Origin of the sequence: Gordonia sp. 852002-51296_SCH5728562-b (genome assembly GCF_001665475.1) — a bacterium.
Lineage (GTDB): Bacteria > Actinomycetota > Actinomycetes > Mycobacteriales > Mycobacteriaceae > Gordonia > Gordonia sputi.
Genome location: NZ_LZMI01000032.1, coordinates 1 through 17,359, shown reverse-complemented (window position 1 = coordinate 17,359; position 17,359 = coordinate 1). Strand labels below are relative to the sequence as shown.

16 protein-coding genes are annotated in these 17,359 nt (G+C 64.8%); 8 read left to right on the top strand and 8 right to left on the bottom strand.

Translation table 11 applies throughout. The features are described from left to right. A partial coding sequence (cysD, locus tag A5766_RS06245; protein WP_231894569.1) for a sulfate adenylyltransferase subunit CysD occupies positions 1-660 on the top strand: 660 nt, incomplete at its 5' end. After that, positions 660-2,606, top strand: a complete 1,947-nt coding sequence (gene cysC, locus A5766_RS06240; RefSeq protein WP_231894568.1) for an adenylyl-sulfate kinase — start codon at positions 660-662, stop codon at positions 2,604-2,606. The genes cysD and cysC, both read left to right, overlap by 1 nt. A 284-nt stretch (positions 2,607-2,890) precedes the next feature. On the opposite strand, the gene efeB is transcribed toward cysC, so the two are convergent. Genes efeB through efeU form a run of 3 tightly spaced genes read right to left on the bottom strand, consistent with a single transcriptional unit; the run spans position 2,891 to position 7,087 of the window. Beyond that, a complete protein-coding gene (efeB, locus tag A5766_RS06235; protein ID WP_197501356.1) occupies positions 2,891-4,228 on the bottom strand; it encodes an iron uptake transporter deferrochelatase/peroxidase subunit in 1,338 nt (445 codons plus the stop codon). A gap of 4 nt (positions 4,229-4,232) precedes the next feature. Further along, positions 4,233-5,426 (bottom strand): iron uptake system protein EfeO, encoded by a 1,194-nt coding sequence (gene efeO, locus A5766_RS06230; RefSeq protein ID WP_005208375.1) that lies wholly within the window; start codon positions 5,424-5,426, stop codon positions 4,233-4,235. Continuing rightward, positions 5,423-7,087: an iron uptake transporter permease EfeU gene (efeU, locus tag A5766_RS06225; protein ID WP_005208374.1), complete on the bottom strand. Its 1,665-nt coding sequence runs from the start codon at positions 7,085-7,087 to the stop codon at positions 5,423-5,425. Before efeU ends, efeO begins: the two co-directional genes overlap by 4 nt. 128 nt (positions 7,088-7,215) lie before the next feature. On the opposite strand from efeU, the gene A5766_RS06220 reads away from it, so the two are divergent. The 5 genes from A5766_RS06220 to A5766_RS06200 all read left to right on the top strand — a co-directional run bounded on the left by A5766_RS06220 (position 7,216) and on the right by A5766_RS06200 (position 11,645). Beyond that, positions 7,216-7,959 carry a lytic transglycosylase domain-containing protein gene (locus A5766_RS06220; protein WP_005208373.1) on the top strand — a complete coding sequence of 248 codons (744 nt, stop codon included), beginning with the start codon at positions 7,216-7,218 and terminating at the stop codon, positions 7,957-7,959. A 130-nt stretch (positions 7,960-8,089) separates the two neighbouring features. Further along, positions 8,090-9,373 (top strand): phosphopyruvate hydratase, encoded by a 1,284-nt coding sequence (eno, locus tag A5766_RS06215; protein WP_039856772.1) that lies wholly within the window; start codon positions 8,090-8,092, stop codon positions 9,371-9,373. A gap of 13 nt (positions 9,374-9,386) precedes the next feature. After that, complete coding sequence (locus A5766_RS06210; protein WP_005208371.1) at positions 9,387-10,100, top strand: FtsB family cell division protein; 714 nt, start codon at positions 9,387-9,389, stop codon at positions 10,098-10,100. 31 nt (positions 10,101-10,131) lie between these two features. After that, positions 10,132-10,695: a DUF501 domain-containing protein gene (locus A5766_RS06205; protein WP_005208370.1), complete on the top strand. Its 564-nt coding sequence runs from the start codon at positions 10,132-10,134 to the stop codon at positions 10,693-10,695. Further along, positions 10,692-11,645: a Ppx/GppA phosphatase family protein gene (locus A5766_RS06200; protein WP_005208369.1), complete on the top strand. Its 954-nt coding sequence runs from the start codon at positions 10,692-10,694 to the stop codon at positions 11,643-11,645. Before A5766_RS06205 ends, A5766_RS06200 begins: the two co-directional genes overlap by 4 nt. Positions 11,646-11,690: 45 nt before the next feature. Here A5766_RS06200 and A5766_RS06195 read toward each other — a convergent pair whose 3' ends face one another. The 5 genes from A5766_RS06195 to A5766_RS06175 all read right to left on the bottom strand — a co-directional run bounded on the left by A5766_RS06195 (position 11,691) and on the right by A5766_RS06175 (position 15,612). Then, positions 11,691-12,305: a methyltransferase domain-containing protein gene (locus tag A5766_RS06195; RefSeq protein ID WP_005208368.1), complete on the bottom strand. Its 615-nt coding sequence runs from the start codon at positions 12,303-12,305 to the stop codon at positions 11,691-11,693. A 31-nt stretch (positions 12,306-12,336) separates the two neighbouring features. Beyond that, on the bottom strand, positions 12,337-12,849 hold the full coding sequence (locus tag A5766_RS06190) for a DUF4395 domain-containing protein (protein WP_005208367.1): 513 nt from the start codon (positions 12,847-12,849) through the stop codon (positions 12,337-12,339). A 173-nt stretch (positions 12,850-13,022) separates the two neighbouring features. Continuing rightward, a complete protein-coding gene (locus A5766_RS06185; RefSeq protein WP_005208366.1) occupies positions 13,023-13,331 on the bottom strand; it encodes a hypothetical protein in 309 nt (102 codons plus the stop codon). A 5-nt stretch (positions 13,332-13,336) separates the two neighbouring features. Further along, positions 13,337-14,524: a fatty acid desaturase family protein gene (locus A5766_RS06180; protein WP_005208365.1), complete on the bottom strand. Its 1,188-nt coding sequence runs from the start codon at positions 14,522-14,524 to the stop codon at positions 13,337-13,339. A 2-nt stretch (positions 14,525-14,526) separates the two neighbouring features. Beyond that, complete coding sequence (locus A5766_RS06175) at positions 14,527-15,612, bottom strand: ferredoxin reductase (protein WP_005208364.1); 1,086 nt, start codon at positions 15,610-15,612, stop codon at positions 14,527-14,529. Positions 15,613-15,864: 252 nt separating this feature from the next. Here A5766_RS06175 and A5766_RS06170 point away from each other — a divergent pair, with 252 nt between their 5' ends. Continuing rightward, positions 15,865-17,232 carry an MFS transporter gene (locus A5766_RS06170; protein ID WP_005208363.1) on the top strand — a complete coding sequence of 456 codons (1,368 nt, stop codon included), beginning with the start codon at positions 15,865-15,867 and terminating at the stop codon, positions 17,230-17,232. The last annotated feature ends 127 nt before the right edge of the window (positions 17,233-17,359 follow it).

Below are 17,359 nucleotides of genomic sequence, written 5' to 3'. Positions count from 1 at the left end.
GGATCGGTCGACTCCGCCACGCGTCCCGCGGCGATGGCGTCGGGAACCGATGCGACGATGAGTTTGATTCCGTCGGGTTCGCGTAACCGGCTCCAGACTCGCGTGCTCCTCGACGCGTTGGAGGAGGGCCGGTTCGACGCCGCGTTCGGCGGTGCCCGACGCGACGAAGACCGCGCGCGTGCCAAGGAGCGGGTGTTCAGCTTCCGCGACGAGTTCGGCCAGTGGGATCCGCGCGCTCAACGTCCCGAACCGTGGTCGCTCTACAACGGGCGAATCCGACGCGGCGAATCGGTTCGTGTGTTCCCACTGTCGAATTGGACCGAAACCGACATCTGGCGCTACATCGAACTCGAGGACCTCGACCTTCCGCCGATCTACTATGCGGCCGAGCGCGAGGTGTTCGACCGTGACGGCATATTGCTCACCGTGTCGCCCTACTCGCAGCCGGATTCCTCCGACGATGTCAGCACGGAGTGGGTGCGCTACCGCACGGTCGGTGACCTGACGATCACCGGCGCGGTGCGCTCGCGTGCGACAACGATCCCCGAGATCATCGAAGAGATCAGTGCCGCAACGGTATCCGAACGCGGTGAGACCCGCGCCGACGATCGCACGTCGTCGGCCGCCATGGAGGACCGCAAACGAGAGGGTTACTTCTGATGACCGAGACCGTGACCCGCGATCCTTCCGAGGATGCGCAGCGAAGCGAAACCCCATTGGGGACAGGCGTTCCCACGCGTCGACGGCAGATTCTGCGTCTGGCGACCGCAGGCAGCGTCGACGACGGTAAGTCGACGCTCATCGGCCGCATCCTGCACGACACCGGCTCACTGCCGACAGATCACCTCGAGGGAGTCACGTCCGACGACGGCGACGTCGATCTGGCCGCACTGTCCGACGGCCTGCGGGCCGAACGTGAGCAGGGCATCACCATCGACGTCGCCTACCGGTTCTTCTCGAGTCCCACACGTAGCTACGTGCTCGCCGATACCCCGGGGCATGAGCGCTACACCCGCAACACGTTCACCGGAGCATCGAACGCTCATGTCGCGGTATTGCTCGTCGACGCACGAAAAGGCTTGCTACGCCAAACCCGTCGGCATGCGCGTATCGCCACGTTGGTCGGTGTCCCGCACATCGTCGCCGCGGTCAACAAGATCGATCTCGTCGACTTCTCCGCCGAGCGATTCGCAGAGTTGGTCGCAGACCTCAACGAACTGGCCACGAATGTCGGTGCAGCGGAGATCACCGCGATCCCGGTCGCGGCGAAGCTCGGCGACAACGTCGTGAACAAGTCGGAGAACACGCCCTGGTACACCGGCCCGACACTGCTCGAATACCTGGAGGGTATCGAGCTGCACGCGCCCAATCCCGTTGCGCGCGAACTGCGTCTGCCCATCCAGTGGGTGTCTCGGCCGGGAGCCGACGGCAAGCGTAGTTACACCGGTCGCGTTGCCGCGGGAACCCTCGACGTCGGCGATCCTGTTCTCGTACTGCCGTCGGGATCACGCACCACCGTGACCGCGCTCGACACGCTCGATCCGGCTCGGTCGACAGCCGTTGCGCCGCTGTCTGTTTCGGTGCAGTTGGCAGACGACATCGACGTCGGCCGTGGCGACGTGATCGTCAGCGGGGCCGAGGATGCGCATCTGCCCGTGGCCGCACGCGAACTGTCGGCGACGGTCTGCTGGCTGTCGGAGACTCCGCTCCACGCGGGCGATCGTGTCGCGCTCAAGCAGGGTGCGTCGACGGTACGCGCGACGGTTCAGGCGCTCGAGCGCAAACTCGATCCGGAGACACTGCTCGAGCAGGTCGGGCCGTCGGAGTTGGCGCTCAACGACATCGGCACACTCACGCTGCGGACGTCGTCGGTTGTGGTTGCCGATCCGTATGCGAGCAACCGCGACACGGGCGCGTTCATCCTGATCGACGAGGCGTCGAACGACACGGTCGGTGCGGGAACGATCCTCGAGCCGCGCGAGGTGATTCCGGGCAAGGCGACCCGCAACGACATCAAGTGGCACCCGAGTGCGTTGAGCCGCAACGAGCGCTGGACCAAGACCGGCCAGCGCGGAGCGACGGTGTGGCTCACCGGCCTACCCGCTTCCGGTAAGTCGACGGTTGCTGTCGCGCTCGAACGCGAACTGGTGAATCGTGCCCGCGTCGCCTACCTCGTCGACGGCGACAACATCAGGCACGGGATCTCCGACGATCTCGGCTTCTCGCCCGGCGACCGCGCCGAGAACATCAGGCGCGTAGGGCATCTCGCGCGTCTGTTCGCCGACGCCGGGGTGATCGCGATCGCGTCGATGGTCTCGCCATTGCGGTCCGACCGCGAGATCGCCCGCGAACTGCACGACGCCGCCGACCTCGACTTCATCGAGGTGCACGTGTCGACGCCGGTCGGGGAGTGCGAACGCCGCGACCCCAAGGGCCTCTACGAACGCGCGCGGCGTGGCGAACTCAAGGGACTCACGGGAGTCGACGCGCCATACGAGAAGCCCGAGAACCCCGACCTGCGCTTCGACACCACCGGCGCCGACATCGCAGAACTAGCCGGCCGCGTCGTCGACGAGCTGGTCCGCCGGGGCGTCCTGGCCGAGTGATCTCGACAGGCTCGATCAGCGGGCGGTCGGGGTAGTCCGAGAGCGCGGGAAGCGCGGCGAGGCGCAGGAAGTAGGGGAAGGGTGTCTTCCGTGGCTTTCTGCGCGGGGCCGTCGGCCTGAGCCAGCGCGCAGAAACTAGGGGAAAGGCTCCTTCCGCGTGTTGTGTGGGTTTTCTCGGGATGTGTCGCGGGGAAACCTCGGGAACTGGGGGAAAGAATCCTTCCCCTACTTTCTGCGCGGGTGGGGGCGGTCCGCCCCGACGCCGCCGCCCCGACGCCGCCGCGCTAGTCCGTGTACCCGAAGAGCTTTTTGCCGTACCAGTCGCCGATCTTCGACAGTCCCGGTGGGATGGCGAACAGTGAGCTCGAGATGGGTGCGATGTACTCGTTGAGCCCGTCCTGGGCGAGGTTGTTCTGGATGCGGACGAACTGCTCGTGCGCGTTCTTCTGGTACGCGATGAAGAACAGTCCGGCGGCGAGAGTTCCTGTGCGCGTGTCGATTCCGTCAGTGTAGTTGTATCCCCGACGCAGGATCTGCGCGCCACCGTTGTTATCGGGGTGTGCGAGTCGCACGTGCGAGAACCGGTCGACCGCGTACTTGCCGGTGTCGAGTCGTTTGTGGAAGTCGATCGTGGTGAACTCACTGCCGCCCGACAGGGGAGCGCCGACGTCCTTGGTGCGCCCGAAGATCAACTCCTGGTTGCCGATGTCGTCGGAGTCCCACGCCTCGATGTGCATGCGGATCTTGCGCGACACCAGATACGAGCCGCCCTTCATCCACGGCTGATCCGTCTCGTCGCCGACCCAGACCCATTCTTTGGCGACGCTCGGGTCCTCGGCCTTGATGTTGGCCGTTCCGTCCTTGAAACCCAACAGATTTCGTGGTGTCACCTGCGACGTCGACGTGGCAGACGCGCGGCCGAAACCCTCCTGGAGCCAGCGCAGCGTGACAACGCTGCGGCCGATGCGGGCAAGGTTGCGGACGGCGTGAAAGGCGACCTGTGGGTCTTCGGAGCAGGCTTGCACGCAGATGTCGCCGCCGCTGATCGACGGATCGATCGTCGTGTCGACTGCCAACTGTCCCAACGGTTTCAGCGCGGCGGGCATCTTGTCGCGCAGGCCGAATCGGTCGTCGAACAGGCTCGGGCCGAAGCCGACGGTGATCGTGAGTTTGTTCGGCCCGAGGTCGAATGCCTCCCCGGTATCCGCGGGAGGCGAGCCCGGACGAGTCTCCACCGGTCCGACGGGCTTGCCCTGCGTGAGCAGGCTGGCAGCGGCGGCCCACCGTGCGAGCATCACCTCGAGTTGCTGCGTTGTCACCGAGTCGGCAACGTCGAATGCGGCGAACACGAGCGAATTCTGTTGGGGTGTAATGATTCCGGCTTGGTGCTCGCCGTAGAATTCGACGGCCTCCGACGCGGTGTCGGTCGGTTTCGGTGCGGCGGCATAGCCGATGGCGCCGCCCGCAGCGCCGCCGACGACAACTCCGGCGAGCCCGGCGGCACCAAGAAATCCCCTACGTCCCAAGCGCGGTCCACGTCCACTGCTGGACGTCTCGGCGGTCTGGTCGGATGGGCTGGCGTCATCCGGTTGCTGCGTCGAATTGTTGTCGTCGGCGGACATCACATCAGCTCGCTGCGGCGATCTTTCCGCCGGCCTGCGCCAGCGGATCCTTGACGGCGACGATGGCCGCTGCCATCTCGCGCTTCTGCTCGGCGGTCACCTGGGTGAAGTTCTTGAAGCCGCCGGGCTCGTTGGGGTCGCGGAAGGTGTCGATGAGTGAGTCGACCCTCGCGAACGCGTCGGTGATGGTCTGCGTGAGCTGCGGATCGATCTCCTTCAGCGCAGGCTTGACCATGGCGAAGGCCTGCTCGGAGCCCTCGATGTTCGCCTGCATGTCGAGGATGTCGATGTGCGAGTACGCCTCTTCCTCACCGGTGAGCTTGGTCGTCGAGACCTCGTCGAGCAGATCGCCTGCGCCGTTGACGATTTCAGCGGGAGCGAAGGTGAATTCCGGCTTGTTGACGACGCTCTGGAGTAGTTCGACGTTCTTCTGCAGTTCCGCTGCGACAGGGCCCATGTTCGCGAGGTTCTTGTCCTGGTAGATCGCCTTCTCCAGGACGTGGAAGCCCTCCCACTTGTCGCCGGGGCTGACTGCGTCCGGACGGGCGTCGATCGCGAAATCGAGGCTGACAGAAGCGTTGTCGGAGCAGTCCGTCGAACCGTCGGTGCAGAATGCGCCGGCGATGGGCTCGATGCGCTCGTAGTACGGGCGGGCCTTGGGATACGCCTCCCGTGCGGCCTCGAGGTTGTTGGCCTTCACGGCGTCGGTCAGCGTCCTGGTGTTCTCGACGAGGCTGTTGACCTGAGTGATCACGTAGGCCTTGTAGTCGGCGGACGCGGTCTTCAGCTTGTCCGCGACGGTTCCGGTTGCCTCCGTTGCCTTGCCGGTGACCGTGAACTGAGTCTTTTCGTTGGTGGCGCCGGGGCAGTACAGCTCGTATGTGCCGCCATCGAGCTTGTGGGAGAACGACACCGACGCCATACCGGGAGCAATGTTCTCCCGCTCGGCGAGAATGCGGTTGTCCTTGATCAGCTCGACCTCGCTGACCGCCGCCGCATTCGTGTTGGTGATCTCGAAGGTGATCGGCCCCGCGTCGACCTTGTCCGGGGTGGCCTTGCAGCCCTGATCGGTGATCTCGACCTTGACGGTCTTCACATCCGACGACGAGTTCGACGAGTCGGAGCTGTCCGAACAGCCCGCGATCCCGACGACGGCGACGGCTGCCGCGCCGACGGCCACCAGTGGTCGCACCCTCATGTGGTTTTCTCCTTTGTGTGAGCGGGGCCTGTCAGGGTCCCTGTCTGCAAATCCTCATGTTCAGGTGGCGGCGTCGGACGCCTGCGTCGTACCAGCAGCACTCCGGCCAGAATCGCGGCGACGACCGCGCCGCCCGCAAGCCACAGGGGCACGACGACGGACCGGGTGTGATGTGCCGACCGTTGGTCGATGGCGTGTTGCAGCGCACCGAGTTCGGCGGCATCAGCGGTGTGCTCGGCGTCGAAGGTCGCGACCTTCCCGAGCACCACGGCCGCTCCAGAATCGGGTGTGGCCGTCGCGGTTACGACGTAGTGGACATCCGCGGCGACCGGCGAGTGGAACGTCGGGTCGACGCTGGTCGTCACCGTTGCGGTGACCGTGTAGATCACCGGTGCGTCGGCTCCGAACGTCTGCGTGTTCAGGCCGACCGGCAGGCGTCCGTTGTTGCCCGCGGCGACCTGTGCGGGCGTGACGCGCGCGGGAGCGTCGGGAACCAGCGAGGCGATATCGAGGTTCGGCGAGGCAAGCTGCTGATAGGTCGGGTAGCTCGTCGAGCCGATCTGCGCGTCGTCGGTGGGAGTGAGCTTGGGCAGCGGCGTCGACACAGATCCTGAGGTGAGTGTGCCCGATGCCTGCGTGGCGTCGGCGGACTCGACGTGTACTGCGACGGGGTCGGGGACCCGAATGGTCTTGCCCGTCAGCACACCGGACGTCGACGGCGTGCCGGAGACGCTGGCGCGCATCGTGTCCGACGGCGCGTCAGGTTCTGCCGGTGCCGTGGAGAAGACGACGACGGCCGCGATCGCGAGCACTCCGGCGAGAGCGCCGCACGCCAGCCCTGCGGCGCGTCGGGGGAATGCCTTGCCCGCGGGCCAGAGCACGATGGTGCCGACGATGAGCAGATACACCGCCCAGCCGACGACCTCGATGAGCACAGGCTTCGGCTGAATCCCGAGAACGCCGGTCAGCAGCGAGGATTGGATGGAGCCGGGTTGGACCAGCCAGGTCAGGTCGACGACCTGTTGCTGGCCGACATTGAGCCAGCCCGCCTCGTGCGCGGTGCGGAAGGCGGTCATCACGAGTCCTGCGGCGACCAGGGCGAGCAGCAGGCCGGTGACCTTGAAGAAGCGGGCGAGGTTGATGTGGACGCCACCGCGATAGATGCCGTAGCCCAGGAGCACGGCTATGCCGATTCCGAGGATCGCGCCCAATGCCGACGGCACGGCGTTGTTGCTGGCGTTGAAAGCCGCGACGAGGAAAACCGACGTTTCGAGTCCCTCGCGGAGCACCGCGAGGAATGCCATCATCACGAACGCGATCGCCGAACCCTCGTTGACCGCGTCGGTGGCCGCGGCCTCCAGGTCGCCCTTGAGATCGCGTGCGTGCTGACGCATCCACACAATCATGTACGTGACCATCGCGACGGCGATGACGCCGATGACGGTTTCGAGGCCTTCTTGCTGGCGCTGCGGCAGGTCGCGCGACAGCACCTCGAGTCCAATGGCAACAGCGACGCAGATGGCGACGGCGACGCCGACCCCGACCCACATCCAGCGCAGAGCGTCGGTGCGGCCCTGGCGTCGGAGGAAGGCCGCGATGATGCCCACGATGAGCGCCGCCTCGAGCCCCTCGCGGAGGCCGATGATGAGGGTCGCGAACACGTATCTCTCCGGTTTGTCCGATTTGCTGTGTTGTGGCTGGTCAGCACAGCCTTACTTACGGTAAGCGAGCTAAGGCTACGCTGCGCGATGCGAGATCACCAAGGGACCAATGGCACGATGGTGAATCGATGACCACCCTTCGACGGGCACTCGCCTCGATATCCGCTCTCAGCTGCGTCGCAATTCTGACGTCGGCGTGCCTTGACCTGCCCTCCCTGAAGCGTCCCGACATTCCCGACGGCATCCCGCCCGGCCTCGGGACGCCGGTACCTTTCGTCGACATCAACGCACCCGGACGCACTGCCGAGCAGCTACGCGACTGGGCCAAGCCGATCTCCGACGCCACGGGTATCCCGTTCGTCGCGCTGGAGTCCTACGGCAACGCCGCCGAAATCCAAAGGCAGCAACACCCCGAGTGCGGGATCGGGTGGACAACGCTCGCAGGCATCGGGGGCGTCGAGAGCAAACACGGTCGGTACCGAGGCTCCGAGATCGCGCCGAACGGCGATGTCCGCCCACCGATCCGGGGCGTGCCGCTCGACGGGACGCGCGGAAACATGGAGATCCCCGACACCGACGGCGGGAAGCTCGACGGCGACGCCACCCACGACCGCGCGATGGGGCCGTTCCAGTTCATCCCCGAGACATGGCGACGCTACGGCGTCGACGCCAACGGTGACGGCAAGGCCGATCCGGACAACATCGACGACGCCGCGCTGTCAGCGGCCCGCTACCTCTGCGTGTCAGCGGGCGGCGACATGACCACACCGCAGGGTTGGGAGAAGGCGGTCAAGGTCTACAACAATTCGATGGCGTACGTCATCGACGTGCGCGATCACGCCAACGCGTACTCGATCAACGTCCGCTACTGAACGCCGCACCGACCTCGAGACCCCCGCCTTGCGCGCTTGATGCGTGACTGTTGACTTCACCGACTAGGCTTTGATCCCGTACCCGTCGGCTGCGCGAGGCGCCGACATGTTCACCGATAGGGGCAACACCGTGGCAATCATCGAACAGGTTGGTGCACGCGAAATTCTGGACTCGCGAGGCAACCCGACTGTCGAGGTCGAGGTCGTCCTCGACGACGGCACGTTCACCCGTGCCGCTGTGCCATCCGGCGCGTCGACGGGTGAGCACGAGGCCGTCGAACTGCGTGACGGCGGCAAGCGTTACGGCGGAAAGGGCGTCACCAAGGCTGTCGAGGGCGTGTTGAGCGAACTCGCACCCGCGGTCATCGGTATCGAGGCCGAAGAGCAGCGGCTCGTCGACCAGGCCCTCATCGACGCCGACGGCACTCCCGACAAGAGCAGGCTCGGCGCCAACGCCATTCTCGGCGTGTCGCTTGCGGTGGCCAAGGGTGCCGCAGAGTCGGCAGGACTGCCGCTGTTCCGCTACATCGGCGGCCCCAACGCCCACATCCTCCCGGTCCCGATGATGAACATCATCAACGGCGGCGAGCACGCCGACAACGGCATCGACTTCCAGGAGTTCATGATCGCTCCGATCGGCGCGCCGACCTTCAAGGAGGCGCTGCGCTGGGGTGCTGAGGTCTACCACTCGCTCAAGTCGGTGCTGCACAAGCGCGGCCTGAACACGGCGCTCGGCGACGAGGGTGGCTTCGCCCCCGACCTACCCGACACCGCGTCTGCCATCGCTGTCATCGGTGAAGCCGTCGAGGCTGCTGGCTACAAGTTCGGCCGCGACATCGCGATCGCTCTCGACGCCGCGGCGACCGAGTTCTACAGCGACGGCGTGTACAACCTCGAGGGTAAGAAGCTCTCCAGCGACGAGATGATCAGCTACTACGAGAAGCTCGTCGACGAGTTCCCGATCGTGTCGATCGAGGACGGCCTGTCCGAGGACGACTGGGACGGCTGGGTCAAGCTGACCGACGCGCTCGGCGACAAGGTACAGCTCGTCGGCGACGACCTGTTCGTCACCAACCCCGAGCGTCTTGAAGAGGGCATCTCCAAGGGTGCGGCAAATGCGTTGCTGGTCAAGGTCAATCAGATCGGAACGCTCACCGAGACCCTCGACGCCGTCACGCTCGCCCACAACAACGGCTACAAGACGATGATGAGCCACCGTTCGGGCGAGACCGAGGACACCACGATCGCCGACCTCGCCGTCGCATGCGGCTGCGGTCAGATCAAGTCCGGCGCACCCGCGCGTAGCGAGCGTGTCGCCAAGTACAACCAGTTGCTCCGTATCGAGGAGGGCCTCGGCGACGCGGCACGCTACGCGGGAGACCTCGCCTTCCCCCGATATACGTACGGTTCGTGATTAGCTAGAGCCCATGGCACAGGGCTCAGGACGTCGACGCACGCGTGCGTCGACGAGCGACCCCCGCTCCCGGGAGCGTGCCCGCAAGACGCCCCGGCGTGAGCGATCGACGTCTCGCCGTTCGCCGGTCTCGGTCATCGAGACCGGCGAACAGGAGATCTACGACGACGCGGTCATCGATTTCGAGGCCGAGGTCGCCGACGAACACTCTGACGATCTCCCCGACATCGAGAGCGACGCGGGCGACGGATTCTCCGACGTTCGGCGTGAACGCGAGCAGCTGCGGGCACAGCGTCGACGACGGGCGGGTTTCACCGAACGGATTGCGCAGCGACTCCACCACATCGACGCGAAGCGTGCCGTGGTGTTGTCGTTGGTGGTCGGGATCGTCGCGCTCACGTTGGCGATGCCGCTGCGCACCTACTTTTCGCAGCACTCCGAGTTCTCCCAACTCGAGGAGTCCAACGCGCAGTTGCGCGACCAGGTCGCCGACTACCAGCAAAAGGTCAACGAGCAGAACGACCCCGCCTACATCGAGGCCAAGGCACGAGAACGACTCAAGCTGGTCAAGCCGGGCGAGACGCCGTTCGTCATGCTCTATCCCGACGAGGCTGCCCGAAGCGCTGAGCGTCAGCGCGAAGCGGCACACGAAGCCAACCCCTGGTACGGCAATTTGTGGCAGTCCGTATCGACCCCGCCCGGAGCCGACGCCCCGGGGTCGCACTGAGTTCGCCACACCGAACTGGTAGCAAAGAAGCGTGAGTACATCCGACGGCAACCACTCTGCCGGCCAGCAGGTGAGCGACGACGACCTCGCCACCATCGCCACACAACTCGGTCGTGAGCCCCGCGGCGTGATCGAGGTCAGTTATCGCACTCCAGACGGTGTGCCCGCCGTCGTCAAGACCGCCCCGCGGCTGCCCGACGGCACGCCATTTCCGACGCTCTACTACCTCACCGATCCCCGCTTGACCGCGGAGGCGAGTCGACTCGAGTCGGCAGGTGTGATGAAGGAGATGACCGCACGCCTGGCCGTCGACGACGATCTCGCCGCCGCCTACCGTCGCGCACACGAGTCGTTCCTCGCCGAACGCGACGCCATCGAATCGCTCGGCACCGACTTCTCCGGCGGCGGCATGCCGGATCGGGTCAAGTGCCTGCATGTCCTGATCGCCCACTCGCTCGCCAAGGGGCCCGGTGTCAATCCCCTCGGCGACGAGGCCGTGGCGCTCGCCGCCGCAAATGGCATGCGCGGCACGGCGATTCCGGCCGACTGGCCCGAAATCCCCGCAACCACAGACGACGCGGAGTCCGACCAGTGACCGTGGTCGCCGCCGTCGACTGCGGCACCAACTCCATCCGACTTCTCGTCGCCCAAGAGGCCGCGCCACCTCTCGGTGGCCTGCGCGATCTGCACCGCGAGATGCGGGTTGTGCGCCTCGGGCAGGGGGTCGACGCCACGAAACAGTTCGCCGACGAGGCGATCGAGAGAACTCGCGTAGCGCTCTCCGACTACGTCGACGTGATGCGCTCGCTCGGCGTCGAACGCGTTCGTATGGTCGCCACTTCGGCAACCCGCGACGCGCGCAACCGCGACGTCTTCTTCGCGATGACCGCGGAGCTGCTCGGTTGCGTCGTCGAGGGTGCGCAGGCGGAGGTGATCACCGGTGACGAGGAGGCGCGGCTGTCGTTCCGCGGTGCCGTCGGCGAACTCGATCCTGCCGAAGGGCCGTTCGTGGTGACCGATCTCGGCGGCGGCTCGACCGAAGTCGTGCTCGGCGGTGCGGAGGGGGTGTCGGCTGCGTACTCTGCCGATGTCGGATGCGTGCGCACCACCGAGCGCGCTCTGCACTCCGACCCGCCCACCGCAGACGAGGTTCGCGACGCCACGCAGTTCATTCACGACAGACTCGCCGTCGCATTCGACGCCGTGCCGGTCGAGGGTGCACACACCTGGGTCGGGGTGGCGGGAACACTCACCACCATCGCGGCCGTGAATGCGGGGATGGACGTCTACGACTCCGACGCAATCCACTTGTCGCGCATCGGAATCAACGACCTCGACCGCGTCTGTCACGACCTCGTCGCGATGACACGCGACGCCCGCGCAGCGCTCGGACCGATGCATCCCGGTCGCGTCGATGTGATCGGCGGTGGGGCGCTGGTGACGCTCGAGCTCGCTCGGGTCCTGTCCGAACGCGCAGGCATCTCCGAACTCGTCGTCAGCGAGCACGACATCCTCGATGGCATTGCCCTGGGCTTGCTGGACTAGGCCCTCACTGGTTGGGCCGCGAAAAGTCCTGTCACAACACGACCTTCATCGACGCCGCGCCATCAGGTGTAGCTCGGCGAAACGATGGGTGCCGTCGGCCTGCGCGATCATCCGCCACGCTTCGTCGAAGCCCGCCTCGAAGAGCAGGCGCGCGAGCGCATCTGGATGCCAGCGCCACGCGGGCGCGACTCGGTGATCGAACGCGATGGTGTCGGCACTCCGCGACGCCTGCGCGCCGATCAGCACCGGTGCTCCGCCGGCCAACCGAGTTGCCCAGGCCGCCAGAACATCGGGCAGTTCTTCTGGGGGCACGTGAATCAGACTGAACCGAGCCAGGATTGCGCCGCATTCGATGTCCGCCGCCGCTCGCGCGAGGAGAGCATCGTCGTCGATGAAATGACATTCGGGATGTGTACGCATCGCGATGCTGCGCATCCCGTTGCTGGGTTCGAGGCCGACCGTCCGTACACCCCATCGGACGAGATCGGCTGTCACATGGCCGATTCCACTCCCGACGTCGAAGACGGTCGCGGACGGATCATGCTCGCGCACCTCGTCGACAAATGCCTCGACGGCGCGTCGTTCGACGGCACACTGGTACGGCGCTGGAAAGGAGTCGGCGTAGAGCTGCGCCAGTGCGTCGTATCCGGGCTGTTCCACCGTGCCAGTGTTACATCGGCGTCGGGGTAACTCAGTGAGTATCGGCCGGCGCCTGCTCCGGGTTGCGCAGCCAGATGTTGTTGCAGGCCTCGCACACGTCTTCGGGGATCACGCCGCGCTGCTGCAGGAACCCGAAGATCACGCAGCCGAGGCAGAATCCGAATACCGATTCCAGCACCGCCGCGACAATCAGCAGGCCGACGACGATCTGTGCTGCCAGCCCGTAGCCGAGCAGGCTCAGAACCAGCGCGGTGGTGGAGAAGGCGAGTCCGATCGCTTGCGCGAAGCGCTTGGGCGGTCCGGGGACGAGCTTGCTCTTGCGCCAGATCTTGGGCGCGATGACCCGGACGGAGAGCTGGCCGAATGGCGACAGCTTGGGGCCTGCCATCACGCGCAGCAGGAATCCGAGAGCCAGCAACGCGTAGACGATGGGGTGATTCACCACGTTGGCAACGATTGCCAGGATGACGACCAGACCCGCCGTCGACCGGGCGGCATACTCGTTGACCGGGTTGGGGAAGGTGAGGATGGCTGGTGCGGACACGGGACTCCAAGGCAGACGAGGCTAGCGAAACACCACAACATTACGGCGCGGCCGATTGCTGCCGCCAACCTTGGCGTCACGATGATCGGAACCCCGCCGACCAGCGGAGATGGCTCCGAATGCACAACAGCGGGGCCTGATCGGATCAGGCCCCGCCGTGAATGTGCGACGAACTATGCGCGGTCGTGCTCCTCGGGCGCATCCCTGCGGTCGGTCTCGATGGCACGGATCGCCGTCTCGGTGGCGTCGGCATCGTCGATCGCGTCGACCAACTCTGCGTCGACGACCTCACGATGGTCGTCGGCCTTGGCCTTTCGAGCCGCATCACGCATCTCGAAGCCGTCGGTGACGATGTCGCCGACCTCGCGCGCAACGTCGGCGACCGCAGTCGTGATGATCGTCGCGATCCGTCCGACGTGCGTTGCGGTGGATTCGACGATCTCCTGGACGATGTCCTTGTTGCGTTCGTAGCGATCGATCATGTGCGTCAGGCTACCCCGGCCGACTTCTCTCGCTCGACGATGACGGTGAGGTCGTTGTCGTCGGAGGTCATGAAGTTGGGCAGGGAGAGCTTCGCGATCTTCGACCATGTCGACGCCAACTGCTGGTGCAGAGGGCCGGTGTTGTACGGCAGGCCGTACTTCTCGCAGATCTCCTGGACGTCCTTGGCGATGGTCGGGTAGCGGCTCGCGGGGATGTCGGGGAAGAGGTGGTGCTCGATCTGGTGCGAGAGGTTACCGCTCATGATGTGGAACAGGCTGCTCCCGGTGATGTTGGCTGAGCCGAGCATCTGTCGCAGATACCACTGCCCGCGCGTCTCGTCCTTGCATTCGTCGGCGCTGAACGTCTGTGCCCCGGTGGGGAAGTGGCCGCAGAAGATGATCGAGTACGTCCAGATGTTGCGCACCAGGTTCGCGCTGGCATTGCCGAGCAGCGTCGGGAGGAAGAACGGACCCGACAGCGCGGGGAAGACGATGTAGTCCTTGAGGACCTGCTTGCTCGCCTTACGCCACATGCCCTTGACCAGGCCCTTGATGTCGGTCCACTTGCGCTTGCCCGCCACGATGTTCTCGGCCTCGAGGTCGTGGAGCATCACACCCCACTCGAACAGCAGCATCAGCGCTGTCGCGTATCCGAGATTGCCGAGATAGTAGGGGTTCCACTTCTGGTCGCGGGCCATCCGGAGGATGCCGTAGCCGATGTCACGGTCCTCACCGATGATGTTGGTGAAGGTATGGTGCATGTAGTTGTGGCTGTGCTTCCACTGGTCGGCGGGACACACTGTGTCCCACTCGAATTCGCGCGAGTTGTAGGTGTCCTCGCGCATCCAGTCGTACTGGCCGTGCATGACGTTGTGCCCGATCTCCATGTTGTCGAGGATCTTGGACACACTCAGTGCGCCGACACCGGCGACCCAGGCAGGGGGGAACCAACCGAAGAACAGCAGCCCGCGGCCAGCGATCTCGAAACCACGCTGCGCGCGGATGATCGAGTACAGGTATTCGCGGTCCTTCGTGCCGAGGTCGGCGACGACGCGCGCGCGCACCTCGTCGAGGTCGCGACCGAGCGCTTCGACCTGCTCGTAGCTCAGATGAAGGGTGTTGGGGTCCGACGATCCGCGCAGCGCAGGCGGAACGTTGGTGTGCTCGGACGGGGTGATGGTGGTGACAGTCATTGTTAAACCTCGATTTCCACGTCGCCGACAGGTGCGTTGATACAGAGCTGAATCTGCTTGTCGGCTTCGCTGTCGATGTCGCCGGTCAGCACGTTGCGGGTGCAGCCGGATTTCTTTACTGCGGTGCAGGAGAAGCAGATTCCCATTCGGCAGCCCGACTTGGGAGATAGTCCTGCGGATTCCGCCTGATCGAGAATGGTGCGGCCGTCGTTGGCTGCGACCTTGCCGGACGTCGTGAATGCGACGTCGCCGGAGATCGGTTCGTCGGGATCGATGATCGCCGCCGGAGTCGGGCGGAAGGATTCACTGTGTACTCGCGCCGTGGGGTGGGCGTCGGTGAGGTGGTCGATGACAGCATCCATCAGCGCGGACGGCCCGCAGACGAAGACGTCCGCGTCGTCGAGAGCGATGCCATCGAGATGTGCAGGTGCGAAGTGTCCTGCATTGGAATCTCCGTGGGACCCGCGGGTGTACCGCAGGCGCACATCGACGTTCGAGTGCGCGGCTGCGAGCGCATTGAGTTCTGTGGCGTACGCGACGCCGTCGGACGTCCGTGCGTAATGGACGAACGTGACGGGACCACCGTGCGCTGAGGCTACAAGTGTTCTCAGCATCGACAGCGTCGGCGTTACGCCGCTGCCTCCGCTGACGAACACCACGGGACCCGTCGGACTCTGCGGTAGGACGAAATCGCCGTCGGCTTGTTCGAGGCCGTAGACGTCGCCGACTTTCGCATTGTCGCGGAGGTACGTCGAGACGAACCCGTCGTCGTGAGCGGTGATGGTCAACTCGATGACGTCGGAGTGCCCCTGCGCGTTGGCAGGCGAGAAGCAACGGACGTGTCTGACGCCGTCGATAACCACCTTGAGCTGGATGAACTGTCCTGCGCGGTGGCCGCGCCACTGCCTGGTGGGGGCCAAGGTGATGCGGACGGTTCGTGAGGTCGGACGTGTGACGTCGACAACCTTTGCGCGCAGATCGCGCCAGGTGATCATGGGGTCGAGCAGTTCGAGGTACCGGTCGACCGGATGCGGCGAGAGGCCTGCTTCGACGACCGATCCGATCACCTCGGGAAGACGGATACTCATGCAGTGCTCCGTTCGGAAGCGATGATTCGTGAGGCTGTCACAACCGTTCAGTGAACGACTGTGCTCTGAATAGTGTTGCACGTCTTCTCTCAGTTGTGCACCCCTCTATGGATCTGAAGGCCAGCTCTCTTTCGGGCTGGGTGATGATTCACATCACTTCAATTTGTCTCAAGTGATTGACATCACTAACTTCGTCTCTGAATATGAACTCAGATTCAGTTCAATCTGCTGAAGCCGAATGAGGAGTGATCGATGACATCAGAAGTAGTTGCCCAGGGCGACGAGGTCGCGCAGGGAAGAAGGCGAGCGCATCGGAAGTTGCTCGCCGCGGGGCTCGTCGGTAGCTCGATCGAGTGGTACGACTTCTTCCTCTACGGAACTGCTGCGGCACTGGTGTTCCCGCACATCTTCTTTCCCGACTCATCGCCGTTGATGGGGACGTTGCTGTCGTTCAGCACCTTCTGGGCCGGCTTCGTCGCGCGACCGATCGGCGGGATCATTGCGGGCCACTACGGTGACAAGTTCGGCCGAAAGCCAGTCGTGGTGGTCTGCCTGTTCGTGATGGGGTTGGCGACGTTCCTGATCGGGTGTCTGCCGACCGCCGGAACGATCGGAGTCGCGGCACCGATCCTGTTGGTCGCATTGCGATTCCTACAGGGCTTGGCTTGTGGCGGCCAATGGGGCGGAATCGTGCTGTTGCTGACGGAGTCGGCAAGTCCCAAGCGGCGTGGCTTCGCGGGCACCTTCGGTCAGATGGGTGTGGCGTGCGGTGTTCTGCTGGGCAACATGATCTTTTTGGGATCGAGTTCCGCGGTGTCGAATTCGGCGTTCCTGGAATGGGGTTGGCGTATTCCGTTCCTGCTCAGCGTCGTGCTGTTCCCGGTGGTCTACTTCATCCAGACGCGCGTCGAGGACAGTGACGAGTTCAAGGAGCTGGAACAGGAAGTCTCTGCAGGTAGGCAGGAGGTCACACAGGCGCCGCTGGTGGAGGCCGTCAAGAAGCACTGGCGGACGATCCTGCTGGGCTGTGGTCTGCTCGCTGCGACCAACTCCATCTTCTATATCTCGATTGCGGGCGTATTGAGTTATGCGACAGCCGAACTCGGCATGGATCGAGACGAATTGCTGATCGGGTCCATGCTCAGTTGCCTTGTCTCGCTTCCGGTCACGATCTGGGCGGGCTCGTTGTCGGACAGAGTCGGACGCCGACCGCTCATCATGATCGGCGGCGTGGGGATTCTGCTGTGGGCGTTCCCGTACTTCATGCTCGTCAATACGGCGTCGTTGCCGATGTTCATGATCGCGGTCACGGTGGCTGCCGTGTTCCAGTCGATGACCTACGGGCCGATCGCCGCGTACATGGGTGAACTGTTCGAGCCGCACGTCCGCTACTCGGGCGCCTCGCTGGCCTACCAGCTCGCTGCCATCCTGATCAGCGGATCGACGCCGTTCATCATGACCTGGCTGATCTCCGCTACCGGAACCACGACGCTGGTCGCAGCCTTCGTCGCGGTGATGGGATTGATCACTTTTGCGTCGGCATGGCGTTTGCGGGAGACGAATCCCGCATCGGTTCGGGAGGACCCGAACGCAGTTCCTGGTGTCGCGGTCACGAAGTGACCAACGCCGGCTGACCAATGGGAGAGCTGCCCCCCCCGGGGGGGGGGGGGGCGGGGCCCATTTGCAACGTGTTGTGTGTTTTTTTTTTTTCCTTTTGGGGAATTGATATATTGGGGAAAATTTGAAA

What these genes read in the sequence shown, in the direction of transcription:
- A5766_RS06185 (WP_005208366.1), bottom strand. Translation starts at nt 13,331, where the DNA reads ATGATCGATCGCTACGAACGCAACAAGGACATCGTCCAGGAGATCGTC.
- A5766_RS06175 (WP_005208364.1), bottom strand. Translation starts at nt 15,612, where the DNA reads ATGAGTATCCGTCTTCCCGAGGTGATCGGATCGGTCGTCGAAGCAGGC.
- A5766_RS06170 (WP_005208363.1), top strand. Translation starts at nt 15,865, where the DNA reads ATGACATCAGAAGTAGTTGCCCAGGGCGACGAGGTCGCGCAGGGAAGA.
- efeO (WP_005208375.1), bottom strand. Translation starts at nt 5,426, where the DNA reads ATGAGGGTGCGACCACTGGTGGCCGTCGGCGCGGCAGCCGTCGCCGTC.
- A5766_RS06180 (WP_005208365.1), bottom strand. Translation starts at nt 14,524, where the DNA reads ATGACTGTCACCACCATCACCCCGTCCGAGCACACCAACGTTCCGCCT.
- cysC (WP_231894568.1), top strand. Translation starts at nt 660, where the DNA reads ATGACCGAGACCGTGACCCGCGATCCTTCCGAGGATGCGCAGCGAAGC.
- efeB (WP_197501356.1), bottom strand. Translation starts at nt 4,228, where the DNA reads ATGTCCGCCGACGACAACAATTCGACGCAGCAACCGGATGACGCCAGC.
- A5766_RS06220 (WP_005208373.1), top strand. Translation starts at nt 7,216, where the DNA reads ATGACCACCCTTCGACGGGCACTCGCCTCGATATCCGCTCTCAGCTGC.
- A5766_RS06210 (WP_005208371.1), top strand. Translation starts at nt 9,387, where the DNA reads ATGGCACAGGGCTCAGGACGTCGACGCACGCGTGCGTCGACGAGCGAC.